The sequence below is a fragment of the Ancylobacter radicis genome, assembly GCF_018449475.1.
Lineage (GTDB): Bacteria > Pseudomonadota > Alphaproteobacteria > Rhizobiales > Xanthobacteraceae > Ancylobacter > Ancylobacter radicis.
Window position 1 is genome coordinate 493,740 of sequence record NZ_JAHCQH010000015.1, and the last position, 20,660, is coordinate 514,399.

Genomic DNA, 20,660 nt, shown 5'->3' on the forward strand with positions numbered 1-20,660 from the left:
CGCGTTAATGGGAGACCGGCCCGGCGGTGCCGGTGCCGTAGAGGGCGAGGAACTGGTCGGTGGCGCGGGCGGCGTCACGCTCGATCTCGGCCGGGGAGAGCGTCAGCCTGTCTCCCAGCAGGAGCCGGATCTGCACGTCGCGGCCGACCAGGCCGAGAAAGCTGCGAAAGGCGGTCTCGCTGTCGTCGAAGCCGATCAGCCCAGCGTCGCGGCCCGCTTCCAGCACCGGCTTGATGCGCTCGCCAATGGCGAAGCGCCCATTGGCCAGCATGATGGCGCCGAGATTGGAGCCGCGCGCGCCGGCCTGCGCGATGGCGAAGCGGTTGAGCGCGATCGAGGTCGGGCTGGAGATCACGCCCAGCCAGTTGGCGGCAAAGCGCGTGAGGCTGTCGCGCAGGGCCAGCACGTCGAGCCGCTGGCGGTCGTAATTGCCGGCCCGCACCTTGGAGGCCTGCCAGCGCACGGTGGCGGTGAGCAGGCCGTCGCGGTCACCGAACCATTTGTACAGGCTCTCCTTGGAGCAGGAGGCGCGCCGCGCCACCATGGTCATGGTCACGTCGCCGCCCTCTTCGACCATCAGCGCGAGCACGGCATCGAGCACGGCCTGCTGCCGCTCGGTGAAGGCATCGCCAGTCTCGTCAGGGGCCGTCGCCATGCGCCGGAGGGCTCCGTATTTTCCGTACCGTACGTTACGGTTCTCCTACAGCAGGCGCGATGGTTCCGCAAGCGGGTAATCCGCTCGGCTCACATCAGCGGCGGATCAGGGCGGAGAGGCGGGCGCGCCAGAACATCGGCGGCGCGGAAGCAAGAGCGACGCCCGAGGCGGCGATTGCCATGCCAACCCAGGCCAACGGCGCCAGTTGTTCATTGAGCAGAGCCCAGGCGATGAGCGCGGTGCAGGGTGGCACAAGGAAGAACAGCGCCGACACCTTCGACACCTCGCCGGCGCGGATCATCGCCAGATAGAGCGAAATGGCGACGAGCGAATTTCCGATGACGAGATAGGCCAACGCCGCGATCAACGGCCCGGTCCACATCACATGGCCGTCTTCCAGCAGCAGCGCCAGCGGAAGCGTGCACAGGAAGCCAACCGCACATTGCACGGTGTTGGACACCAGCGGGTGCTGCGGCGAGCCGAAGCGCTTCTCGTAGAGCGCGCCGCCGCACATGGCCAACAGGGCGCCGATGGCGAGCAGCAGCACGCCCGGCGAGGTCACCTCGATCGCCGAGCGCGAGGCGATCACCAGCCCCGCGCCCACCAGCCCGAGCAGCAGGCCTGTCCAGCGTCGGGCACCGACACGCTCACCCGCAAGGGCGGGAGCGGCGAGACCGACGACGATCGGCTGCATCGAGACGATGATCGCCAGCGCGCCGGCCGAGATTCCGAACTTGAAGGCGAAATAGCTGAGATTGAAATACAGCACCTGGATGAGCAGGCCGACCACCGCGAGATCGAGATAGACCCGCGGGCTGCGCGGCAGCGGCGGCCGGAACCAGGCCAGCAGCGGCAACAGCACGGCGAGCACGATGCCATAGCGCCAGGCCAGCAGGGTGAAGGGCCCGGTGTACAGAATGCCGATCTTGGCGACGGCGAACCCGCCCGACCACAGCAGCAGGAAGATGAAGGGCGCCGCCTGGAGCCACAGCGGTTTGCCGGTGGTCGCCGCCGGCATTGTGCCTGCACTGTCGCTCACGTCTTCCGCCTTCCGCTCGCCTCAGGACGGAGCGGCCGGCCCAAGGCGCCGCGAGGCACCCCGGGAGGCGCCCCGCGAAGCGGCATCTTCACATGCCTTCGGGCCCGCGGCCAATAGCGGCGACGCCGGTGCGCGAGACTTCCACGAGGCCAAGCGGCTCCAGCAGCGAGACGAACTGGTCGATCTTCTCCGGCTTGCCGGTGATCTCGAACACGAAGCTCTCCAGCGTCGTGTCCACCGTGCGGGCGCGGAAACTGTCGGCGATCAAGAGCGCCTCCTGCCGGATCTCGCCCTTGCCGCGCACCTTGATGAGGGCGAGCTCGCGCTCCACCGCCTTGCCGACCACGGTGAGGTCGACCACGCGATGCACCGGCACCAGCCGGTCAAGCTGGCTCTTGATCTGCTCGATGATCGGCGGCGCCCCGGTGGTGACGACGGTGATGCGCGAGAGCTTGGAATCGTGGCTGACCTCGGAGACGGTCAGGCTGTCGATGTTGTAGCCGCGCCCGGAGAACAGGCCGACGATGCGGGCAAGCACGCCCGGTTCGTTATCGACCAGCAGAGAGAGGGTGTGGCGTTCGACGGGTTCGTTGACGGGGGGCATGGGGCACTCTGAAAAGGTGTGGCGGCTATGGCTGTCCGTGAGCTTCTTGACCGTCATCCCCGGGCTTGACCCGGGGATCCACGACTTCAATCCGCGCCGGCGTGATCGGCGCTCCGGTGAAAGGCGTGGATGGCCGGGCCAAGCCCGGCCATGACGTGATCAGGCGCGAGGCGCCATCACACCAGCATCTTGCCTTCCTCGCTGATCGCCTCGTCCAGCCCTTCGGGATGATCGGGCAGGATCATCTCGTTATGCGGCTTGCCCGATGGGATCATCGGCAGGCAATTCTCCATCTTGTCGACCAGGCAGTCGAACAGCACCGGGCGATTCACGTTGATCATCTCGTGGATCGCGCCGTCGAGGTCGCCCGGCTTGGAGCAGCGGATGCCGACCGCGCCATAGGCCTCGGCGAGCTTCACGAAGTCCGGCAGCGACTCGGAATAGGAGTGCGAGTAGCGCCCGCCATGCAGCAGATCCTGCCACTGGCGCACCATGCCCATATATTCGTTGTTCAGCACGAACACCTTGACCGGCAGGTTGAACTGCAGCGCGGTCGAGAGCTCCTGCAGGCACATCTGGATCGAGGCCTCGCCGGCAATGTCGATGACGAGGCTGTCCGGGTGCGCCACCTGCGCGCCGATGGCGGCGGGCAGGCCATAGCCCATGGTGCCGAGGCCGCCAGAGGTCATCCAGCGGTTCGGCTCCTCGAAGTGGAAGTGCTGGGCCGCCCACATCTGGTGCTGGCCGACCTCGGTGGTGATGTAGACGTCCTTGTCCTTCACCTGGTCGTACAGCGCCTTGACGGCCTGCTGCGGCTTGATGATGGAGCTGGAAGGCTGGAAGGCGAGCGACTTGCGGGCGCGCCACTTGTCGATCTGGCCCCACCAGCCGGCGATGGCCTGCCGGTCCGGCTCGACCTTCATGCCGCGCCAGACGGTGAGCATGTCCTCAAGGACGTGCTTCACATCGCCGATGATCGGCAGGTCGACCTTGACGTTCTTGTTGATCGAGGACGGGTCGATGTCGATGTGGATCTTCTTCGAGCCGGGCGAGAAGGCGTCGAGGCGGCCGGTGATGCGGTCATCGAAGCGCGCGCCGACGCAGACCATGACGTCGCAATCATGCATCGCCATGTTCGCTTCATAGGTGCCGTGCATGCCGAGCATGCCCAGCCACTGCTTGTCGGCCGCCGGATAGGCGCCGAGGCCCATCAGCGTCGAGGTGACCGGATAGCCGGTGAGCCGGGCGAATTCGCGCAGCAGGCGGCTCGCCTCGGGACCGGAATTGATGACGCCGCCGCCGGTGTAGAAGATCGGGCGCTTGGCCTTGGCCAGCATCTCGACCGCCGTCTTGATCTTCTCCGGGTCGCCCTTGAGGCGCGGCTTATAGGTCTTGTGCTCGATGTTCTCCGGGCCGACATAGATGCCCCTGGCGAACTGCACGTCCTTCGGGATGTCGACCACGACCGGGCCGGGACGCCCGTTCTGCGCGACATAGAACGCCTCGTGCATGACGCGGGCGAGGTCGTTCACGTCGCGGACGAGGTAGTTGTGCTTGGTGCAGGGCCGGGTGATACCGACCGTGTCGCATTCCTGGAAGGCGTCCGAGCCGATCAGATGCGTCGGCACCTGGCCGGTGATGCAGACCAGCGGGATCGAATCCAGCAACGCGTCGGTGAGGCCGGTCACCGCATTGGTGGCACCCGGGCCCGAGGTGACGAGGACGACGCCGACCTTGCCGGAGGAGCGGGCATAGCCCTCCGCCATGTGCACCGCGCCCTGCTCGTGGCGGACGAGGATGTGGCGCACCTGGTTCTGGTGGAACATCGCGTCATAGATCGGCAGCACGGCGCCACCGGGATAGCCGAACATGTGCTCGACACCCTGATCGATCAGGGCCTGCATCACCATTTCGGCGCCGGTCATCTCGCGCATCATGGTCGTTTCCTCTTGAACTCGTCTTCTGTCGTCGGATCGGGGGGCTGGAAAATCAAAAGGCCCCGGAGGGGGCCATTTTTCGCGCGTCACCGTTAAGCGGAACTGCCGTCAGGCAGACTCCGCGGCGACGCGCCGTCCTACGATAAGGATAATATTGTTGCGCATTGCGGCGCCGCTCCTTCGTAAAGTTGCGCGACCTCTACAGCCCGGCGATCCGCCCGTCAAGCGCAGTGCCATGGAACGTGCAGAATGTCTGACGATCAAGCACTTTTCGTGACACCGGAAGGCCGCTATACGCGGTGCAGTGCAGCGTGAGGGCCTGAGATGACGCAAATGCGGCTCGTTGTGGTGGGCGCCGGTGGGCGCATGGGCCGCACGGTCATCCGCGCCGTTGCCGAGGCGCCGGACCTCGTGCTGGCGGGCGCCTGCGAGCCGGAAGGCTCGGAGTTCGTGGGCCGCGACGCCGGCGAGCTTGCCGGCCTGCCGCCGACCGGCATCACCGTGACCGACGATCCCCTCGCCGCCTTCGTCGCGGCCGATGGGGTGATCGACTTCACCGTGCCGGCGGCGAGCGTCGCCCATGCCGGCCTCGCCGCGCAGGCGCGCATCGTCCACGTCATCGGCACCACCGGCTTTTCCGCCGAGGATGAGGAAAAGATCGCCGCTGCCGCCCGCCATGCCGTGATCGTCAAGTCCGGCAATATGAGCCTCGGGGTGAACCTGCTGGCGGCGCTGGTGAAGCGCGTGGCGCGCACGCTCGACGAGGGCTTCGACATCGAGGTCGTCGAGATGCACCACAACCGCAAGATCGACGCCCCCTCCGGCACCGCGCTGCTGCTCGGCCAGGCGGCGGCGGACGGGCGCGGCGTCAGCCTCGCGGAAAACGGCGTGTTCACCCGCCACGGCTTCACCGGCGCGCGCGAGGCCGGGCAGATCGGCTTCGCTACGCTGCGCGGCGGCACGGTGGTGGGCGAGCACAATGTGATCTTCGCCGGCCCGCATGAGCGCATCGAGCTGGCGCACAAGGCCGAGGACCGCGGCATCTTCTCGCGCGGCGCGCTGGCCGCCGCCCGCTGGGGCCGAGGCCGCAAGCCGGGCCTCTATTCCATGGCCGACGTGCTCGGCCTCGGGGACTTCTAGTTTCACCGCCATTAGCGCATCGCCACCCGCCGCCTTCCGACCGAACGGAGAATCCCGATGTCCGACCGCCTCCTCGTCCTCGTCCGTCACGGCCAGAGCGAGTGGAACCTGAAGAACCTGTTCACCGGCTGGCGTGACCCGGACCTGACGGCGCTCGGCGTCGAGGAGGCCAAGCGCGCCGGCAAGCGGCTGAAGGACGAGGGCTACCAGTTCGATGTCTGCTTCACCTCGGAACTCTCCCGCGCGCAGAAGACGCTCGATCTCGCGCTCACCGAGCTGGGCCAGACCGGCCTGCCGATCACCCGCAACATCGCCCTGAACGAGCGGGACTATGGCGACCTCGCCGGCCTCAACAAGGATGATGCCCGCGTCAAATGGGGCGAGGAGCAGGTGCTGATCTGGCGCCGCTCCTATGACGTGCCCCCGCCCGGCGGCGAGAGCTTGAAGGACACGCTGGCGCGCACCCTGCCCTATTACGTGCAGGAGATCCTGCCCGAGGTGCTGCGCGGCAAGCGGGTGCTGGTCGCCGCCCACGGCAATTCGCTGCGGGCGCTGATCATGGTGCTGGAGAAGCTCTCGCCCGAGGCGATCGTGCAGCGCGAACTCGCCACCGGCGCGCCGATCATCTACCGGCTGAACGCGGATTCGACGGTGGCCAGCGTCACCGACATGGCACACTGAACGCCCGCCACCGACAGGCCACCCCGGCGGAGAGGCCCCGCGCGTGAACACGCTTGCCACCTATGTGCTGCTGCTGATCGCGATCGCCGCCGAGGTGGTGGGCACCACGGCGCTGGCGCGCTCGGACGGGCTGACCCGGCTCGTGCCGAGCCTCATCACCGTGGTGAGCTATGTCTTCGCCTTCTGGTGCCTGTCCATCGTGCTGCGCACGGTGCCGACCGGCATCGCCTATGCGGTCTGGTCGGGCTTCGGCATCGTGCTCATCACCGCCGTGGCGTGGATCCATTACGGGCAGAAGCTGGACCTGCCGGCGGTGATCGGCCTTGGCATGATCATCGCCGGGGTTCTGGTCATCAACCTGTTCTCGAAGACCGTCGCCCATTAGGGCCGCGGCCGTCGCGCTCAGCCCTGCCAGTCCTTGCAGAGCTGGCCCGCTTCCCAGCCGAGAATCGCCCGCTTGCGGGTCAGGCCCCAGTGATAGCCGGTGAGATCGCCATTCTTGCCGAGCACGCGATGGCACGGCACGACGAAGGACATCGGGTTCCGGCCGATCGCCGCGCCCACCGCGCGGGCCGCCTTGGGCCGCTCGACGCAGCCGGCGATGGTGGAATAGGTGGTGGCCTTGCCGAGCGGAATGCGCATCAGCGTCTCCCACACCTGCACCTCGAAATCGGTGCCGATGAAGACGATGCGCAGCGGGTCGTCCGGCCGCCATGAGCCGCGATCGAAGATGCGCGCGGCATAGGGCGCGGTCGCCAGCGGATCCTCGATATAGAGCGCGTTCGGCCAGCGCCGGCGCATATCGGCAAGCGCGGCATCCTCCTCGCCGTCATCGGCGAAGGCGAGGCCGCACAGGCCGCGCGGCGTGACCATGGCGAGGGCCGAGCCGAAGGGCGAGGCGTGGAAGCCGTAGCGCACCACGAGGCCGGCGCCGCCGGTCTTCCATTCGCCCGGCGACATGGATTCATGCACCACGAACAGATCATGCAGTCGGCCGGGGCCGGAGAGGCCGACCTCATAGGCGGCATCCAGCACATTGCCGGATTCGGTGAGCACGCGGCGGGCCGCGTCGATCGTCACCGCCTGCAGGAAGTCCTTCGGGGTGAGGCCGCACCAGCGGCGGAACAGATCGGTGAGCGCGCGCGGATGCACCCCGGCGGCGCGGGCGATCTCCTCGACCTCGGGCTGATCGCGGAAGCGCAGATTCACATATTCGACTGCCCGGCGCACGATCTCGTAATCGGCGGCGGCGATTTCCAGCGGATGGGCGGCATCGAAATTTGGCGCGAGCACGGTCATTCTCCTCCTGCTGGCCTCACCCGACCATGCACCGGGTGGCCGGGCCACCCGATTTCGACGTGCGTTTCAGAAACTGGAGCGCACCACGCCGCGCTTGGCCTGCGCGAGCGCCAGCGAGAGGCCGCTCGCCAGTTCTTCGCGCTGGGCGGTGTGCAGGAAGCCGCCCACCTCGACCGGCTGGCCGCGCGTCTCCAGCGTCAGGCGCTGCAGGCCGTAATCCTCATGCAATTCGCGGTGCAGCCGGGTCCAGAGCGGGTTCATCTGCGCCTCGCGCGCCCGCCCGTCCGGCGCGGTCTGGCGGATGGTGACGAGGCTCGGTGTGACGGTGATTTCCTCGGTGGCCCGCGCCGAGCGAAAATTCACGCGGAACGCCCACCAGATGGCGAGCACGTCGAGCCCAAACAGGCCGAACACTGGCCAGGCTCCCATCAGCAGGAAGGCGGTGCCACAGACGAAGCTGATACCCGCCACAATGACCATGACGATGAGAAAGCCGCGCTGGTCGAGCGAGCGATGCGGCCGCAGCCGGACCGCAAACAGGGTCGGCTCGCCGTCCGTTTCGTGCTCGGTCTCGGTGGCGGGAGTGGCAGGGTTCATCGCCCCGCATTATAGGTCGAAAATGGCTGATGACGACAAGGATTCGGGGCTGCGGCGCGGCGGCGCGGGACAGGCTCCCGGCGCCGCCAAAACACGTGCGGCATCAGGGGCAAAGAGAACAGGGGCCAAGCTCCCACAGCCCAAGCCTCCCCGGATCAAGGGATCGCCCGCCAAGTCCTCACCGGGCAAGGTGGCGCTGGAGGTGCAGGCGGCCTCGCGTCCCGCGCGCCGCCGGGCCGTCGCCAATGCGGCAGCAGCCGCCCTCGGCGGGGCCTTCGCACCGTGGAGCGCGGCCGAGGTCGAGACCGCCTTCGCCCGCTTCGCGGCGGCCAATCCCGAGCCGGTGGGCGAGCTGGAATATCACGATCCTTTTACCCTGCTGGTCGCCGTGGTGCTGTCCGCGCAGGCGACCGACACCGGGGTGAACAAGGCCACGCGCGGCCTGTTCGCGGCTGCGCCGACGCCAGAGGCCATGGTGGCGCTGGGTGAGGAAGGCGTCGCCCAGCACATCCGCACGCTGGGGTTGTATCGCGGCAAGGCGAAGAATGTGGTGGAGCTGTCCCGCCGGCTGATCGGCGAGCATGGCGGGCAGGTGCCGCCCGACCGGGCGGCACTGGAAACACTGCCCGGCGTCGGCCGCAAGACGGCCAATGTGGTGCTCAACATTGCCTTCGGCCTGCCGACTATTGCCGTCGACACGCATCTGTTCCGCGTCGCCAACCGCACTGGCCTGGCCGCCGGCAAGACGCCGCTGGAGGTGGAACTGGGGCTGGAGGCGGTCATTCCCGACCACTTCAAGCTGCACGCCCATCACTGGCTGATCCTGCACGGGCGCTATGTGTGCAAGGCGATCCGCCCGGACTGCCCGGCCTGCCTGATCGCGGATCTGTGCCGCTGGCCGGAGAAAACGACGGCCTGACAAGCCCTTAGCGGCGTGCGTAGGAGCGCGAGCGGGTGAGCCGCTTATGCAGCCGCACCATGAAGATGGTGGCGAAGACCGGGGTGACGAGGTTGAGGATCGGGATCGAGACCACCACCGCGATGATCAGGCCGGCGAGGAAGATGCCCAGCGCGTGATGGCGCCGCACCAGCGCCACCTCGTCCTCGCTGCGGTAGCGCATGGCGGCAAGCTGGAAGTATTCCCGGCCGAGCAGATAGCCATTGGCGACGTAGAACACGACAAGATTCACGCCCGGCACCAGCAAAAGCAGCAGGGCGACCAGGTTCACCGCCACCATCACGCCGAAGAACTTGATGGTGAGTACCAGCGAGCGACCGATCGGCAGCGCAGTGCCTTGTTCCTGATCGAGAAATTCCGATCGCTCGACGTGCGCGGCGACATCGTCGAGGAAAAAGCCGGCGACCAGTGAGGTGACCGGTGGGACCAGAAAGATCGCCCCGGCGATGATGCCGACCACGCCGAGGATTTCCAGCGTCATCTCGGCCCACGGCATGTCCAGCGCGACGAAATAGGTCAGCGCGTAATAGGCGCCGACCCCGAGCGCGACCAGAAGCGCGATGGCGAGCGCGATGGAGCGCAGCAAGACGCGACGATATTCGCGGGAGAAGGTCAGGGCAAAAGCCCTCAATGCGTCCTGCAACATGTCGATTCGCCGCTCCCCGGTCCACGTTACGTAACCACGACGCAACGGCACCTCAAGGGGTGGCGCATCCGAACCGAGGCCGCGGGCGATTCCGGCCGGACCTTTTATCCTTGCCATTTGCGATTCGCTGGAAGAGTCCCGATTCGTTCCCGTGCGAACAAAACATGATTCACAGCAGCTACTTAGCTGGCTGTTTCCGGCGTTCGGGCCGGGCCTTTGGCCGGGCGGCGGCGCATGCTAGAGCAGGAGCGGATTTTCCGGGGGTGTTCGAGGCATGACGGAGCGCGGCCTTTTCTCGCGGCGCGGGCTGCTCGCCGGCGGCGCGGCGCTGCTGGCCGGGCCGGCGATCGGCACGGCGCTGGCCCAGAGCGTGGCCGAGGTCGACATTGCCATCATCGGCGGCGGAGCGGCGGGGATCGCCGCCGGGCTGAGGATCGCGCAGGCCGGGCGCAGCCATGTGCTGCTGGAGGCCGGCGAGCGGCTCGGCGGGCGGGCGCGCACCGATACGGCCTTCGGCCTGCCCGTTGATCTTGGCACCGCCAGCTTCGGGCGGGCTGGCAGCGGGCTGGCGAGCGCCGCCGGCGCGGCGGGGCTGCCGGTGAGCGGGCTGCCGGGCGACCGGCTCTATGTCGACGGCCATCCCGCGTCCGAGAGCGCCTATGATGGCTTCAGCGCCGCGCTGGGCCGGGCGCGCCGGGATATCGTGACGGCAGCGGATGCGGGCCGCGATGTCGCGGTCGCCCGCGTGCTGCCGCCGCCCGGCCCGTGGTCGGCCCTCGCCGCCGCGCGATTGGGGCCGCTCGCCCTCGGCAAGGAGCTCGACGCGCTCTCGACCCTCGATCTCGCTTTGCGCGACGTGCCGCCGGACGACGCGACGAGCCCGCTCGGCGTCGGGGCGCTGATCGAGGCGCTGGGCGCGGGGCTGAACCGGCAGACCCATGCCACGGTCAACCTCATCACCAATAGCGGGCGCTACCACACGCTCTCCATCGCCGGGCAGCGCACGACGATCCGCGCCCGCGCCATCGTCCTCGCCGTGCCGGCACCGGTGATCGCGGCCGGCGCGATCCGCTTCAACCCGGTGCTGCCGCCCCGCCTCCTCGCGGCCTTCCGGGCCTTTCCAGCCGGGACGCTGGAGCAGGTCGGCTTCCTGCTGCCGGGCAATCCGCTGGAACTTGAGCCGGATGAGGGCGTGCTGGCCAGCCGCGACGGGACCGCGCCCGGCGCACGGCTGCGCGGGCGCATCAACGGCTCGGACCTGCATGTGCTGACCTTTGGCGGCGCGCCGGCCCGCGCCATCGCCGAGAAGGGCGAGGCGGCGGCGCTGGAGCTTGCCCGCGCCTTCCTCGACCGCGCTTTTGGCGGCGGGGTGGGCGAGGCGGTCCGCGAGGTGGTCGCCTCGCGCTGGAGCGCCGATCCGCTGTTTCGCGGCGCGATGGCCAGCGCCATGCCCGGACAGGGCGCGCTGCGCCGGCTGTTCGGCGATCCCGTGCAGAACCGCATCTTCCTCGCCGGAGAGTACACCTCGCTCACCGACTGGGGCACGCTGGCGGGCGCCTTCGCCTCGGGCGAAGTGGCTGCCGCCAAGGCGCTGCGTGTGGTGGGCGGCCCGGCCTGAACCGCTCCAACCACCGTCATCCGGCCGCCGGCGCAGCCGGAGAGCCGGAATCGCTCCCGGAACAGCCGACGATCCCGGATCGGCCTGACGGCCGTCCGGGATGACGGCTAGCCGGCTACGTCACCCGCGCAGCGTGGCGCCGGTCTTCTTGGCGACGTCGGCGACGATGCGGGCCGCCACCGCCTCGATCTCCGCGTCGGTCAGCGTCTTCTCGCGCGGCTGGAGCGTGACGGAGAGCGCCACCGACTTCTTGTCGGCCTCAATCCCCGGCCCCTCATAGACGTCGAACACGTTCACCGCCGTGATCAGCTTGCGATCAACGCCGGCCGCCGCCTTGACGATGTCGCCCGCCGCCACGGAACGGGCGACGACGAAGGCGAAGTCGCGCTCCACCGGCTGGAAGGCCGCGAGGTCGAGCAGCGGCTTCACTCGCGTCGCCTTGGCCTTGGGCTCGGGGATGCGGTCGATCAGCAGCTCGAAGCCGACAAGGGGGCCATCGGCATCGAGTGCCTCCAGCACCGAGGGGTGCAGTTCGCCGAAATGGCCGATGGCGTTCGGCCCGAGCCGGAAGGTGCCGGAACGGCCGGGATGGAACCAGGCCGGGGCGTCGGTCGAGATCTGCAGATTGGCCACCGGCGCGCCGCAGGCGGCGAGCACCGCCAGCGCGTCCGCCTTGGCGTCGAAGGCATCGACGCTCATCGCCTTGGCCGACCAGTGGCGCCCCGCGCCCGCCGGCTTGGCGGTGGCGCGGCGCAGGCCGGTCGCGGCCATGAACTGGTCCTGCGGGCGGGCGCCCTTGAAGATCTGCCCGACCTCGAACAGCGCCACATCGCCCTGCCCTCGGTCGGCATTGGCCTGCGCGGCGCGGATCAGCCCCGGCAGCAGGCTCGGGCGCATGTCGGAGAGGTCCGAGGCAATCGGGTTGGCGAGCGCCAGCGCGGGCTGGCCGCCGCCGAACGCTTCCGCCTGCGCCTTCGGCACGAAGGACCAGGTGACGGCCTCGACCAGACCACGCGCGGCCAGCGCACGCTTGGCCTTGCGGGTGCGCAATTGCAGCGTGGTCAGCACCGGCTTGCGGGCGGTCTCGTCACGCGGGAAGGGCAGCGAGGGCACGCGGTCGAGACCGGCGATGCGGATCACCTCTTCCACGAGATCCGCCTTGCCCTCGATGTCGCCGCGCCAGCTCGGCGGGGTGACGCGCACCGTGCCGCTGGTGCCCTCAACCGTGAAGCCGAGGCGGGTCAGCGTCGCCACCTGCTCGGCATCATCAGCCACCAGGCCGGTGAGCTTTTCGGTGAGGCTGAGCGGGAACTCGATGACGCGCGTGGTGTCCGGCACCGCGCCGGCCAGCACGACCTGCGACGGCTCGCCGCCGCACAGATCGAGGATGAGCTTGGTCGCCAGTTCCAGGCCGGGAACGGTGAAGGCCGGATCGATGCCGCGCTCGAAGCGGAAGCGCGCATCCGAGTTCAGCCCGAGCTTGCGGCCGGTCTGGGCGATGTTGATCGGCTCCCACAGGGCGGATTCGACGAGCACGTCGACGGTCGCCTCGTCGCAGCCGGATTCCTCGCCGCCCATGACGCCGGCCAGCGATTCCACCGCCTTGTCATCGGCGATGACGCACATCGTCTCGTCCAGCGCATAGGTCTTGCCGTCGAGCGCCAGCAGGCTCTCGCCCGCCACCGCGCGGCGCACAACGAGGTTACCGTGCACCTTGCCGGCATCGAACACATGCAGCGGCCGGTTGCGGTCGAAGGTGAGGAAATTGGTCACATCCACCAGCGCGTTGATGGGCCTGAGCCCGATGGCGCGCAGCTTGGCCTGCAGCCAGTCCGGCGAGGGGCCGTTCTTCACGCCGCGAATGAGCCGCAGCGCGAAGGCCGGGCACGGCGCATCGGCCGCAATCGTCACCGTGACCGGGCACGGGAAGCTGCCTGCCACGGGCGCGATCGGCGCCTCGATCAGCGTGCCGACGCCAGCGGCGGCGAGGTCACGGGCAATGCCGAAAATGCCGAGCCCATCCGCCCGGTTCGGCGTCACCGCGATCTCGATGACGGGATCGCCGAAGCCGGCCCAATCGACATAAACAGCACCGACCGGCGCGTCGGCCGGCAGGTCGATGATGCCGTCATGGTCCTCGGAGAGCTGCAGCTCAGCCGCCGAGCACAGCATGCCCCGGCTCTCGACGCCGCGAATGGTGCCGATGCCGAGCGTGATGTCCTTGCCGGGAATATAGGTGCCGGGCGGGGAGAACACGCTTTTCATGCCGGTGCGCGCGTTCGGCGCGCCGCACACCACCTGCACGGGCTCGCCCACGCCGGTATCGACCCTGCAGACGCGCAGCTTGTCGGCATTGGGGTGCTGTTCGGCGGAGACCACATAGGCGATGGAGAAGCCCTTGAGCTTGGCCGCCTTGTCCTCGACGCCCTCGACCTCGAAGCCGATGCGGTTCAGCGTGCCCGTCACATCGTCGAGCGTGTAGTCGCCGGACAGGTGCTCACGCAGCCAGGAGAGGGTGAATTTCATGGGAGAGCCCTAACGTTACGCTTGTTTGCTGTTCGGGGCGTCGCTGGCCCAGCGGTAGCCCTTCTCACCGGTTCCGTCGCCGAACCAGGCGAGCGGTACGTCATCAGCAGCGATGAGGAACTCGATACCGATATTGCGCTTCTTGACCATGTCACGGGCGGTCTTCCGATAATCGAGAATCTTACCTTGGCGGTAGGACAGGTCCGTACGCGACTTGTGCAGCGCCACCTTCGCGCCAGCTTCAATAGCCTTGATGACTTCTTCCTCGGATACGATCCAGGAGCCTGTCCAGAAGAAGCCCTCACCATCGGTACTGACGCCACGATCGTTCTCGCAGACGAAGTGGAATTCGCGCACAACATCCCGGCCCGTGCGCCGGACGGGAGAGGATTTAGCCAAGGTCGCCCTGCCCGATGAGGCGGTACCGCGAGGGGCCGGGCCGCGCTCGGCCAGCACCTCCTCGCATCGGGCGGCGATGTCCGAGGCGCCGCGCTTTTCGGCATTGGCGAGGAGCTGCTTGAGCTGGGGCGTTTCCATCCCGCGCAGACGCTCGATGGACCAGTCGGGTGCCTTGATCATACGCTGAGCCCTCCCGCGAGCGTCGGGAAGTCGAGCGGGCGGAACCCGTAATGGGACAGCCAGCGCACATCCGCCTCGAAGAAGGCGCGCAAATCCGGCATCCCGTATTTCAGCATGGCGATGCGGTCGATGCCCATGCCCCAGGCGAAGCCCTGATACTCGTCCGGGTCCAGCCCGCAATTGCGCAGCACATTCGGGTGGACCATGCCGCAGCCGAGGATCTCCAGCCAGTCCGAGCCCTCGCCGAAGCGGATCTCGCCCGGACGGGAACGGTCGCACTGGATGTCGACCTCCATGGACGGCTCGGTGAACGGGAAGAAGGACGGGCGGAACCGCATCTTGACGTTGTCGACCTCGAAGAACGCCTTGCAGAACTCCTCGAGGATCCACTTCAGGTGGCCGAGATTGGAGCCCTTGTCGATGACCAGCCCCTCGACCTGATGGAACATCGGCGTGTGGGTCTGGTCGCTGTCCGAGCGATAGGTGCGGCCGGGGCAGATGACGCGGATCGGCGGCTTCTTCGACAGCATGGTGCGCACCTGCACCGGCGAGGTGTGGGTGCGCAGCACGAGGCGCGAGCCATCCTCCTTGGTCGGCAGATAGAACGTGTCGTGCATCTCGCGCGCCGGATGCCCCTCGGGGAAGTTCAGCGCGGTGAAATTGTGGAAGTCGTCCTCGATGTCCGGGCCTTCCGCCACCGAGAAGCCCATATCGGCGAAGATCGCGGTGAGTTCGTCGATCACCTGGCTGATCGGGTGGAGGCGGCCCGTCTCGGCGCTCGCCTCGCGCACCGGCAGGCTGACATCGACGCGCTCGGTCTCCAGCCGCTTGGCCAGCGCGGCGGCCTTCAACGCGGTGCGGCGGGCGGTGAGGCCCTCATTGAGCCGGTCGCGCAGGCCGTTGATCGCCGGCCCGGCGGTCTTGCGCTCGTCCGGGGTCATGCCTCCCAGCCCCTTGAGCAGCTCGGAGACCGAGCCCTTCTTGCCGAGGGCGGCGATGCGCACCGCTTCCAGCGCGGCTTCATCGGCGGCGGCAGCGATGGCGGCGAGAAGCTCGCGCTCCAGCGCGTCGAGATCGGGAAGGGCGGCGACGGACATGAATGAACCTCGAAACGTGGCGACGTCATCCCCGGGCGCGGCCCGGGGATCCACGCCTTGCAGGCGCGGACGAAAGGCAGGAATGGCCGGGCCAGGCCCGGCCATGACGGCGTGAAGCGGGGGCGATCAGGCGCGCTTATAGCCGGACGCGTTTGAGGCGCAAAGCCGCCAACGCAAAAAGCCCCAACGCTTGCGCGCGGGGCTTCCGGCAGTTTCGGTCCCGGCAATGACGGGAGATCAGGCGGCCTGCTTTTCCAGCGCGGCCTTGGCCTGCTCGACGAGGGCCTTGAAGGCCTCCGGCTCACGGATGGCGATATCCGAGAGCACCTTGCGGTCGACTTCGATCCCGGCCTTGCTGAGACCGTCGATAAAGCGGCCATAGGTGAAGCCGAGTTCGCGGGTGGCCGCGTTGATGCGCTGGATCCAGAGCGCGCGGAAATTGCGCTTCTTCACCTTGCGGTCGCGATAGGCGTATTGCTGCGCCTTCTCGACGGCCTGCTTCGCGATGCGGATAGTATTCTTGCGGCGGCCAAAATAGCCCTTCGCCGCCTTGAGCACTTTCTTGTGCTTGGCGTGTGAAGTTACGCCGCGCTTGACACGTGCCATGGGATTTTCTCCTGGTACTGGCTAAGGCTGGCGTCAGCCGTTGGGCAGAAAGAACTTGCGAACGTTGAAGGCATCACGCTCGGACATGACCGTGGTGCCGCGCTGATCGCGGATCTGCTTGTTGGTGCGCTTGATCATGCCATGGCGCTTGCCTGCCTGGGCCATGATCACCTTGCCGGTCCCGGAGAGCTTGAAGCGCTTCTTCGCTCCGGACTTGGTCTTCATCTTGGGCATTTGGCTCGATCTCCACGGCCGGCAACGCTCCCGCGAGGGAGGATCCGGCTCAAGCTAGTGTGAGCATTCGAACCGCCACGGCAGCCCTAGTGGCCGGGCGGTTCTTGAAGGCCGCACCCTGTACAGGAGCGCACCGATTATTTCAAGTGCACGACAGCGCGGGGCGGGAGCGATAGGCGGCCCGGACGCGCCGGGCCGCCTATTGTTTCGGTCATTCGCAGCCCGGCAGGTTGCGGTTGCGGGCGCACAGATCCATGCCCGGCTGCTTCTGCGGCGGCTGGTACTGCCCCTGCGGGGGGCGCTGCTGCGGCGGCTGACCCTGCGGCGGACGCTGCTGGGGCGGCTGGCCCTGCGGGGGCCGGTTCTGCGGCGGCTGGCCCTGGGGAGGACGCTGCTGCGGGGGCTGACCCTGCGGAGGACGGTTCTGCGGCGGCGGACCACCCTGCGGCGGACGCCCGTTCCAGTTGCCCTGCTGCGGCGGGCGATAGCCGGGACCACCCGGCCCACCATAACCGGGACCACCGTAACCTGGGCCACCCGGGCCGCCATAGCCGGGACCGCCATAACCCGGCCCGCCATAGCCCGGACCACCCGGCGGCGGCGGACGATAGCCGGAACCCGGCGGCGGGCCATAACGGCGCGGCGGCGGGGGACCCCAGCGGTCATTGTTCGAATACCAGGACCGGCCGCGATAATAGCGGCCCCAATAATCGCCGAAGCTGAAGGCGACGATCGGCACGCCGATGGTCGGCGCGTATTCCTCGAACTCGACGCGGCGGCCGCGATAATCATATTCCAGATAGCGCGCCGCGACCCAGCCGCGGGCCCCGCGCCAGTCGACATCGCACCAGCTATAATCGTCGAGGCAGCCGAAAATGCCGAGCGGCGTGCCCCCTTCCAATACGACCACCACCGGATAGGAGGTGCTGGGCCCCGCGCGCAGATTGACATCCGTCGTCACGAAGCCCCGCTGCTGGGCAAAGGCCGACCCGCCGAGCGCCAGCAGCATGAAGGCCGCGCCCGCCAAAATTCTCTTCATCAAAAAAATCTCCCAACGTTGCCTGACATACAACGCCGACCGGGGGCTAAAGGAGCCCCGCTCTGGGGCGGAATCGTGTCACGCAGGGGCAGGCGCCTGCGATGGCGCGAATATTTCCGGCGCAATGCCGGGCGAAAGGGGAAAGCCGCCCCCGCTCCCTCTGCGGCACGTTGCGTGTGACCGGCGAAGCGGACAGGATGCGCGCCATCCATTACCGCCCCCACCCGCGCGTCTCCCCGCCCTTTTCCCGGAAACCTGTCTCCATGTCGTTCGGCACGCTGTTCGAAGCCTTTCTGCTCGGCCTTCTGGAAGGCTTCACCGAGTTCCTTCCGGTGTCCTCGACCGGGCATATCCTGCTCGCCGGGCATTTCCTCGGCTTCGAGAGCCAGGGCAAGGTGTTCGAGGTGGTGATCCAGCTCGGCGCGGTGCTCGCCATCATCACCGTCTATTTCCAGCGATTCCTTCAGGTGCTGGTGACGCTGCCCTCCAGCCCGCGCTCGCGCAATTTCGTGCTCGGCATCCTCATCGCCTTCCTGCCGGCGGCGGTGATCGGCGTCCTGCTGCACGGCTTCATCAAGGAAGTTCTGTTCGAGTCGCCGGCGCTGATCTGCGTCACGCTCATCCTCGGCGGCATCGTGCTGCTCTGGGTCGACACGCTGAAGATCAAGCCGGTCTATACCGACGCCATGGCCCTGCCCCCGCTGCTGGCGCTGAAGATCGGCTTCATCCAGTGCCTCGCGATGATTCCGGGCACGTCGCGCTCGGGCTCGACCATTGTCGGCGGGCTGCTGCTCGGGGTGAGCAAGCCGGCGGCGGCGGAATTCTCCTTCTTCCTCGCCCTGCCGACCATGGCCGGCGCCTTCGCCTATGACCTCTACAAGAACCGCAACCTGCTGAACGCGGACGACGCGCTGCTCATCGGCGTCGGCTTCATGGCCGCCTTCATCTCGGCGGTCATCGTGGTGCGCGGCCTGCTCGCCTTCGTCTCCAAGCACGGCTACACGCCGTTCGGCTGGTGGCGCATCGCGGTGGGCGGCATCGGGCTGGTGGCGCTCGCCCTGGTCGGCTGAAGACCGGCAGGCCCCACGAAAAAGCCGCCGGGAGCATCCTCCCGGCGGCTTTTCATATTCAGGCCTGCGAAGACGCTCAGGCGGCTTCGGGGCGCGAGAACTGGCCGGCCTTGCGGAAGCGCCAGAGATAGCCGGGCAGCACGGCGCCGAGCGCGGTCGGGGCGATGCCCAGCCCTTCCAGCGTGCGCCCCTCGGCCTTGGCCGCCTCGGAGACGACATTGTCGACCCCGAGCAGCTTCACCTGGTCGCGGGTCAGCAGCGGGTTCGGCAGCAATTCGAGGAACCGCGCCTGGAAGCTGGCCAGCGCCGAGGGCAGCGGCAGCAGCAGGCGCTTGCGGTCGATCTCCTTGAGCATGATCTCCAGCAACTGCTTGAAGGTCAGCACTTCCGGCCCGCCCAGCTCATACACCGTGCCGGGGCGCGCCTTGCCGTCCACCGCCTTGGCGATGGCGCTCGCGACATCGCCGACGAAGACCGGCTGGAACTTGGTGTGGCCGCCATCGATCAGCGGCAGCACCGGGGCGAGGCGGGAGAGCGCGGCGAAACGGTTGAAGAAATTGTCCTCCGGCCCGAACACGATGGAGGGGCGCATCACCACCGCCTCCGGCAGCGCCTCGAAGGCCGCCGCCTCGCCCGCCGCCTTGGAGCGGGCATAGAGCGATTCGGAAGCCGCATCCGCGCCGATCGCCGAGCCGTGGATCAGCCGGGCGCCAACTTCCCGCGCCGCCAGCGCCACCTGCCTGGCGCCGAAGCCCTGCACCGCCTCGAAGCTCTGGCGCCCGCTCTCATGCAGGATGCCGACGAGGTTGATCACCACTTCCGAGCCTTCGGCGGCGCGCAGCACCGAGGCCGGGTAGCGCAGATTGGCCTGCACCGGCATGATCTGGCCGACCGCGCCGAGCGGTTGCAGATGGCCGGCAAGATCGGGCCGGCGCACGGCGACGCGGATGCGCCAGCCCTGCCGCGCCAGCGCGCGCACCACATGGCGGCCGACAAAGCCGGAGCCGCCATAGATGGTGACCAGCCGCTCCATCGGCGCGGCGCGCTTGACCAGCTCGGCCTCGCTCTCCAGCGGCATTTCATTGGCTTTGGCGGCGTCGACCATCATGCGTGCTCCCGGCCCGGCAAAAGGGATGAGCGACGATTAGCGCGCCGCCGCGCGAGCGTCCAGCGGCCACGCGCGGGCGGTCGACCAAATACACGCGGCCCGGCGTCACGGCGCAGGGAATGGCGCGGCCGCAAGAGACCCCGGAAGGTGCTTCGGGAGAGGCCCCGGCAGCCGCCCGCCGCAGTGGGGCACGGATCGGGGCGCGTGACCGCGTCCAAAGAAAACTGTCACAGGGCGGGGGACATCGCGAAAGCCACGTTGACAAGACGGATGCCACCCGACTATGTCTCGCCGCCGTGCCGCAAGGCATAAGCCCAGGTGGCGGAATTGGTAGACGCGCTGGTTTCAGGTACCAGTGGGTAACACCGTGGAGGTTCGAGTCCTCTCCTGGGCACCACTTTACGACCGAAAAGCCGCTGAAACCTTCAGGTTTCGGCGGCTTTTTCGTTTCTGGCCGGCGCCCTTGTATTGGCCGGCCGCCGGACCTCGTCCGGCACCCGGCGATCCCTAAATGATCAGCGTTGGCGCCAGAGGGCGGCGCCGCCGGTGAGGCCGGCATCATTGTCGGCGAGGCTGACATTGGCCGGCAGATCGATTTCGACATGCTTGGCATTGCCGCCGCCGAGATAGAGGTGGTCGTAATGCAGCAGCACATAGAGCAGCTCGATCACCCGCTGGACATGGTGGTTCCAGTGCTGCTTGCCATGCTTCTCATAGGCGGCGACGCCGAGATATTCGTCATAGGTCAGGTTGTCGTGCACCGGGTGGTGCGCCAGTTCCATATGCGGCATCAGCTCGCCGTCGCGGAACAGGGCCGTGCCGGCGCCGGTGCCCAGCGTCAGCACCATTTCCAGCCCGGTGCCGGAGATGATGCCATAGCCCTGCATCTCCGCATCGTTGATCAGCCGCGCCGGGGCGCCAAGACGCGCCGCCATGGCGTCGGCCAGCGCGAAGCCCTCCCAAAGCTCGGTGCCGAGATTGGGCGCGGTCAGCACCTTTCCGTTGCGCACCACGCCGGGGAAACCGATCGAGATGCGGTCGAAGGCCGGATGCTTGGCGGCCAGGCCGGCATAGGCGTCGAGCAGCGCCTGTGGCGGGCAGGGATGGGGCGTGTCGACCCGTTCGCGCTCGGAGATCATGGTGCCGTGATCGTCGATCACCGCGCATTTCAGCCCGGTGCCGCCGACATCGACCGCGAGAATGCCCGCCTTGCTGGTCATCTGATTC

General features: G+C 68.0%; 21 protein-coding genes and 1 tRNA gene. 7 read left to right on the forward strand and 15 right to left on the reverse strand.

Annotation, left to right across the window (positions count from 1 at the left end):
* Positions 1-4: 4 nt before the first annotated feature.
* The 4 genes from KIP89_RS08305 to KIP89_RS08320 all read right to left on the reverse strand — a co-directional run bounded on the left by KIP89_RS08305 (position 5) and on the right by KIP89_RS08320 (position 4,235).
* Complete coding sequence (locus KIP89_RS08305) at positions 5-655, reverse strand: TetR/AcrR family transcriptional regulator C-terminal domain-containing protein (protein WP_213754913.1); 651 nt, start codon at positions 653-655, stop codon at positions 5-7.
* 94 nt (positions 656-749) lie between these two features.
* Entirely contained in the window at positions 750-1,694 is a 945-nt protein-coding gene (locus KIP89_RS08310) for a DMT family transporter (protein ID WP_369807082.1), read from the reverse strand.
* A gap of 88 nt (positions 1,695-1,782) precedes the next feature.
* Positions 1,783-2,298 carry an acetolactate synthase small subunit gene (gene ilvN, locus KIP89_RS08315; RefSeq protein ID WP_213754914.1) on the reverse strand — a complete coding sequence of 172 codons (516 nt, stop codon included), beginning with the start codon at positions 2,296-2,298 and terminating at the stop codon, positions 1,783-1,785.
* A 176-nt stretch (positions 2,299-2,474) separates the two neighbouring features.
* A complete protein-coding gene (locus tag KIP89_RS08320; RefSeq protein ID WP_213754915.1) occupies positions 2,475-4,235 on the reverse strand; it encodes an acetolactate synthase 3 large subunit in 1,761 nt (586 codons plus the stop codon).
* Positions 4,236-4,559: 324 nt separating this feature from the next.
* On the opposite strand from KIP89_RS08320, the gene dapB reads away from it, so the two are divergent.
* From dapB to KIP89_RS08335, 3 genes are read left to right on the forward strand one after another with little or no spacing between them, the layout of a single operon-like run.
* Positions 4,560-5,375: a 4-hydroxy-tetrahydrodipicolinate reductase gene (dapB, locus tag KIP89_RS08325; protein ID WP_213754916.1), complete on the forward strand. Its 816-nt coding sequence runs from the start codon at positions 4,560-4,562 to the stop codon at positions 5,373-5,375.
* A 57-nt stretch (positions 5,376-5,432) separates the two neighbouring features.
* On the forward strand, positions 5,433-6,056 hold the full coding sequence (locus KIP89_RS08330; RefSeq protein WP_213754917.1) for a 2,3-bisphosphoglycerate-dependent phosphoglycerate mutase: 624 nt from the start codon (positions 5,433-5,435) through the stop codon (positions 6,054-6,056).
* Positions 6,057-6,099: 43 nt separating this feature from the next.
* A complete protein-coding gene (locus KIP89_RS08335) occupies positions 6,100-6,441 on the forward strand; it encodes an SMR family transporter (RefSeq protein WP_213754918.1) in 342 nt (113 codons plus the stop codon).
* A 17-nt stretch (positions 6,442-6,458) separates the two neighbouring features.
* Here the strand turns inward: KIP89_RS08335 and KIP89_RS08340 are convergent, their stop codons facing one another.
* Positions 6,459-7,355: a methylated-DNA--[protein]-cysteine S-methyltransferase gene (locus tag KIP89_RS08340; protein ID WP_369807083.1), complete on the reverse strand. Its 897-nt coding sequence runs from the start codon at positions 7,353-7,355 to the stop codon at positions 6,459-6,461.
* A gap of 66 nt (positions 7,356-7,421) precedes the next feature.
* Positions 7,422-7,952 (reverse strand): DUF2244 domain-containing protein, encoded by a 531-nt coding sequence (locus KIP89_RS08345; protein ID WP_213754920.1) that lies wholly within the window; start codon positions 7,950-7,952, stop codon positions 7,422-7,424.
* 22 nt (positions 7,953-7,974) lie between these two features.
* On the opposite strand from KIP89_RS08345, the gene nth reads away from it, so the two are divergent.
* The gene (gene nth / locus KIP89_RS08350) at positions 7,975-8,871 is read left to right on the forward strand and encodes an endonuclease III (protein ID WP_213754921.1); all 897 of its coding nucleotides are present in this window, start codon (positions 7,975-7,977) and stop codon (positions 8,869-8,871) included.
* A 7-nt stretch (positions 8,872-8,878) separates the two neighbouring features.
* On the opposite strand, the gene KIP89_RS08355 is transcribed toward nth, so the two are convergent.
* Positions 8,879-9,556, reverse strand: a complete 678-nt coding sequence (locus KIP89_RS08355) for a sulfate transporter family protein (RefSeq protein WP_213754922.1) — start codon at positions 9,554-9,556, stop codon at positions 8,879-8,881.
* Positions 9,557-9,830: 274 nt separating this feature from the next.
* Between KIP89_RS08355 and KIP89_RS08360 the strand changes: the two genes are divergently transcribed.
* On the forward strand, positions 9,831-11,174 hold the full coding sequence (locus KIP89_RS08360; protein ID WP_213754923.1) for a flavin monoamine oxidase family protein: 1,344 nt from the start codon (positions 9,831-9,833) through the stop codon (positions 11,172-11,174).
* A gap of 120 nt (positions 11,175-11,294) precedes the next feature.
* Here the strand turns inward: KIP89_RS08360 and pheT are convergent, their stop codons facing one another.
* The 6 genes from pheT to KIP89_RS08390 all read right to left on the reverse strand — a co-directional run bounded on the left by pheT (position 11,295) and on the right by KIP89_RS08390 (position 17,255).
* On the reverse strand, positions 11,295-13,700 hold the full coding sequence (gene pheT / locus KIP89_RS08365) for a phenylalanine--tRNA ligase subunit beta (protein WP_213754924.1): 2,406 nt from the start codon (positions 13,698-13,700) through the stop codon (positions 11,295-11,297).
* A 15-nt stretch (positions 13,701-13,715) separates the two neighbouring features.
* Positions 13,716-14,279, reverse strand: coding sequence for a hypothetical protein (locus tag KIP89_RS08370; protein ID WP_250152281.1), 564 nt, complete (start codon positions 14,277-14,279; stop codon positions 13,716-13,718).
* Positions 14,276-15,376 carry a phenylalanine--tRNA ligase subunit alpha gene (pheS, locus tag KIP89_RS08375; protein ID WP_213754925.1) on the reverse strand — a complete coding sequence of 367 codons (1,101 nt, stop codon included), beginning with the start codon at positions 15,374-15,376 and terminating at the stop codon, positions 14,276-14,278. Before pheS ends, KIP89_RS08370 begins: the two co-directional genes overlap by 4 nt.
* 237 nt (positions 15,377-15,613) lie before the next feature.
* Positions 15,614-15,982, reverse strand: coding sequence for a 50S ribosomal protein L20 (rplT, locus tag KIP89_RS08380; protein ID WP_213754926.1), 369 nt, complete (start codon positions 15,980-15,982; stop codon positions 15,614-15,616).
* Positions 15,983-16,015: 33 nt separating this feature from the next.
* On the reverse strand, positions 16,016-16,216 hold the full coding sequence (rpmI, locus tag KIP89_RS08385; RefSeq protein WP_213754927.1) for a 50S ribosomal protein L35: 201 nt from the start codon (positions 16,214-16,216) through the stop codon (positions 16,016-16,018).
* A 211-nt stretch (positions 16,217-16,427) separates the two neighbouring features.
* Positions 16,428-17,255, reverse strand: a complete 828-nt coding sequence (locus tag KIP89_RS08390; RefSeq protein ID WP_213754928.1) for an SH3 domain-containing protein — start codon at positions 17,253-17,255, stop codon at positions 16,428-16,430.
* Between the two features lie 263 nt (positions 17,256-17,518).
* On the opposite strand from KIP89_RS08390, the gene KIP89_RS08395 reads away from it, so the two are divergent.
* On the forward strand, positions 17,519-18,325 hold the full coding sequence (locus tag KIP89_RS08395) for an undecaprenyl-diphosphate phosphatase (RefSeq protein WP_213754929.1): 807 nt from the start codon (positions 17,519-17,521) through the stop codon (positions 18,323-18,325).
* A 76-nt stretch (positions 18,326-18,401) separates the two neighbouring features.
* On the opposite strand, the gene KIP89_RS08400 is transcribed toward KIP89_RS08395, so the two are convergent.
* Positions 18,402-19,403 (reverse strand): complex I NDUFA9 subunit family protein, encoded by a 1,002-nt coding sequence (locus KIP89_RS08400; RefSeq protein ID WP_250152360.1) that lies wholly within the window; start codon positions 19,401-19,403, stop codon positions 18,402-18,404.
* 342 nt (positions 19,404-19,745) lie between these two features.
* Between KIP89_RS08400 and KIP89_RS08405 the strand changes: the two genes are divergently transcribed.
* Positions 19,746-19,830, forward strand: a tRNA-Leu gene (locus KIP89_RS08405).
* A gap of 118 nt (positions 19,831-19,948) precedes the next feature.
* Here KIP89_RS08405 and KIP89_RS08410 read toward each other — a convergent pair.
* Positions 19,949-20,653 carry an ROK family protein gene (locus KIP89_RS08410; protein ID WP_213754930.1) on the reverse strand — a complete coding sequence of 235 codons (705 nt, stop codon included), beginning with the start codon at positions 20,651-20,653 and terminating at the stop codon, positions 19,949-19,951.
* Positions 20,654-20,660 lie beyond the last annotated feature (7 nt).

Bases quoted from the DNA above. Each gene is read 5' to 3' on its own strand.
- KIP89_RS08340 (WP_369807083.1), bottom strand. From the start codon at position 7,355: ATGACCGTGCTCGCGCCAAATTTCGATGCCGCCCATCCGCTGGAAATC.
- dapB (WP_213754916.1), top strand. From the start codon at position 4,560: ATGACGCAAATGCGGCTCGTTGTGGTGGGCGCCGGTGGGCGCATGGGC.
- KIP89_RS08390 (WP_213754928.1), bottom strand. From the start codon at position 17,255: ATGAAGAGAATTTTGGCGGGCGCGGCCTTCATGCTGCTGGCGCTCGGC.
- KIP89_RS08400 (WP_250152360.1), bottom strand. From the start codon at position 19,403: ATGCCGCTGGAGAGCGAGGCCGAGCTGGTCAAGCGCGCCGCGCCGATG.
- KIP89_RS08355 (WP_213754922.1), bottom strand. From the start codon at position 9,556: ATGTTGCAGGACGCATTGAGGGCTTTTGCCCTGACCTTCTCCCGCGAA.
- KIP89_RS08410 (WP_213754930.1), bottom strand. From the start codon at position 20,653: ATGACCAGCAAGGCGGGCATTCTCGCGGTCGATGTCGGCGGCACCGGG.
- KIP89_RS08305 (WP_213754913.1), bottom strand. From the start codon at position 655: ATGGCGACGGCCCCTGACGAGACTGGCGATGCCTTCACCGAGCGGCAG.
- KIP89_RS08370 (WP_250152281.1), bottom strand. From the start codon at position 14,279: ATGATCAAGGCACCCGACTGGTCCATCGAGCGTCTGCGCGGGATGGAA.
- nth (WP_213754921.1), top strand. From the start codon at position 7,975: ATGGCTGATGACGACAAGGATTCGGGGCTGCGGCGCGGCGGCGCGGGA.
- ilvN (WP_213754914.1), bottom strand. From the start codon at position 2,298: ATGCCCCCCGTCAACGAACCCGTCGAACGCCACACCCTCTCTCTGCTG.
- rplT (WP_213754926.1), bottom strand. From the start codon at position 15,982: ATGGCACGTGTCAAGCGCGGCGTAACTTCACACGCCAAGCACAAGAAA.
- KIP89_RS08360 (WP_213754923.1), top strand. From the start codon at position 9,831: ATGACGGAGCGCGGCCTTTTCTCGCGGCGCGGGCTGCTCGCCGGCGGC.
- pheT (WP_213754924.1), bottom strand. From the start codon at position 13,700: ATGAAATTCACCCTCTCCTGGCTGCGTGAGCACCTGTCCGGCGACTAC.
- KIP89_RS08395 (WP_213754929.1), top strand. From the start codon at position 17,519: ATGTCGTTCGGCACGCTGTTCGAAGCCTTTCTGCTCGGCCTTCTGGAA.
- rpmI (WP_213754927.1), bottom strand. From the start codon at position 16,216: ATGCCCAAGATGAAGACCAAGTCCGGAGCGAAGAAGCGCTTCAAGCTC.
- KIP89_RS08330 (WP_213754917.1), top strand. From the start codon at position 5,433: ATGTCCGACCGCCTCCTCGTCCTCGTCCGTCACGGCCAGAGCGAGTGG.
- KIP89_RS08320 (WP_213754915.1), bottom strand. From the start codon at position 4,235: ATGATGCGCGAGATGACCGGCGCCGAAATGGTGATGCAGGCCCTGATC.
- pheS (WP_213754925.1), bottom strand. From the start codon at position 15,376: ATGTCCGTCGCCGCCCTTCCCGATCTCGACGCGCTGGAGCGCGAGCTT.
- KIP89_RS08345 (WP_213754920.1), bottom strand. From the start codon at position 7,952: ATGAACCCTGCCACTCCCGCCACCGAGACCGAGCACGAAACGGACGGC.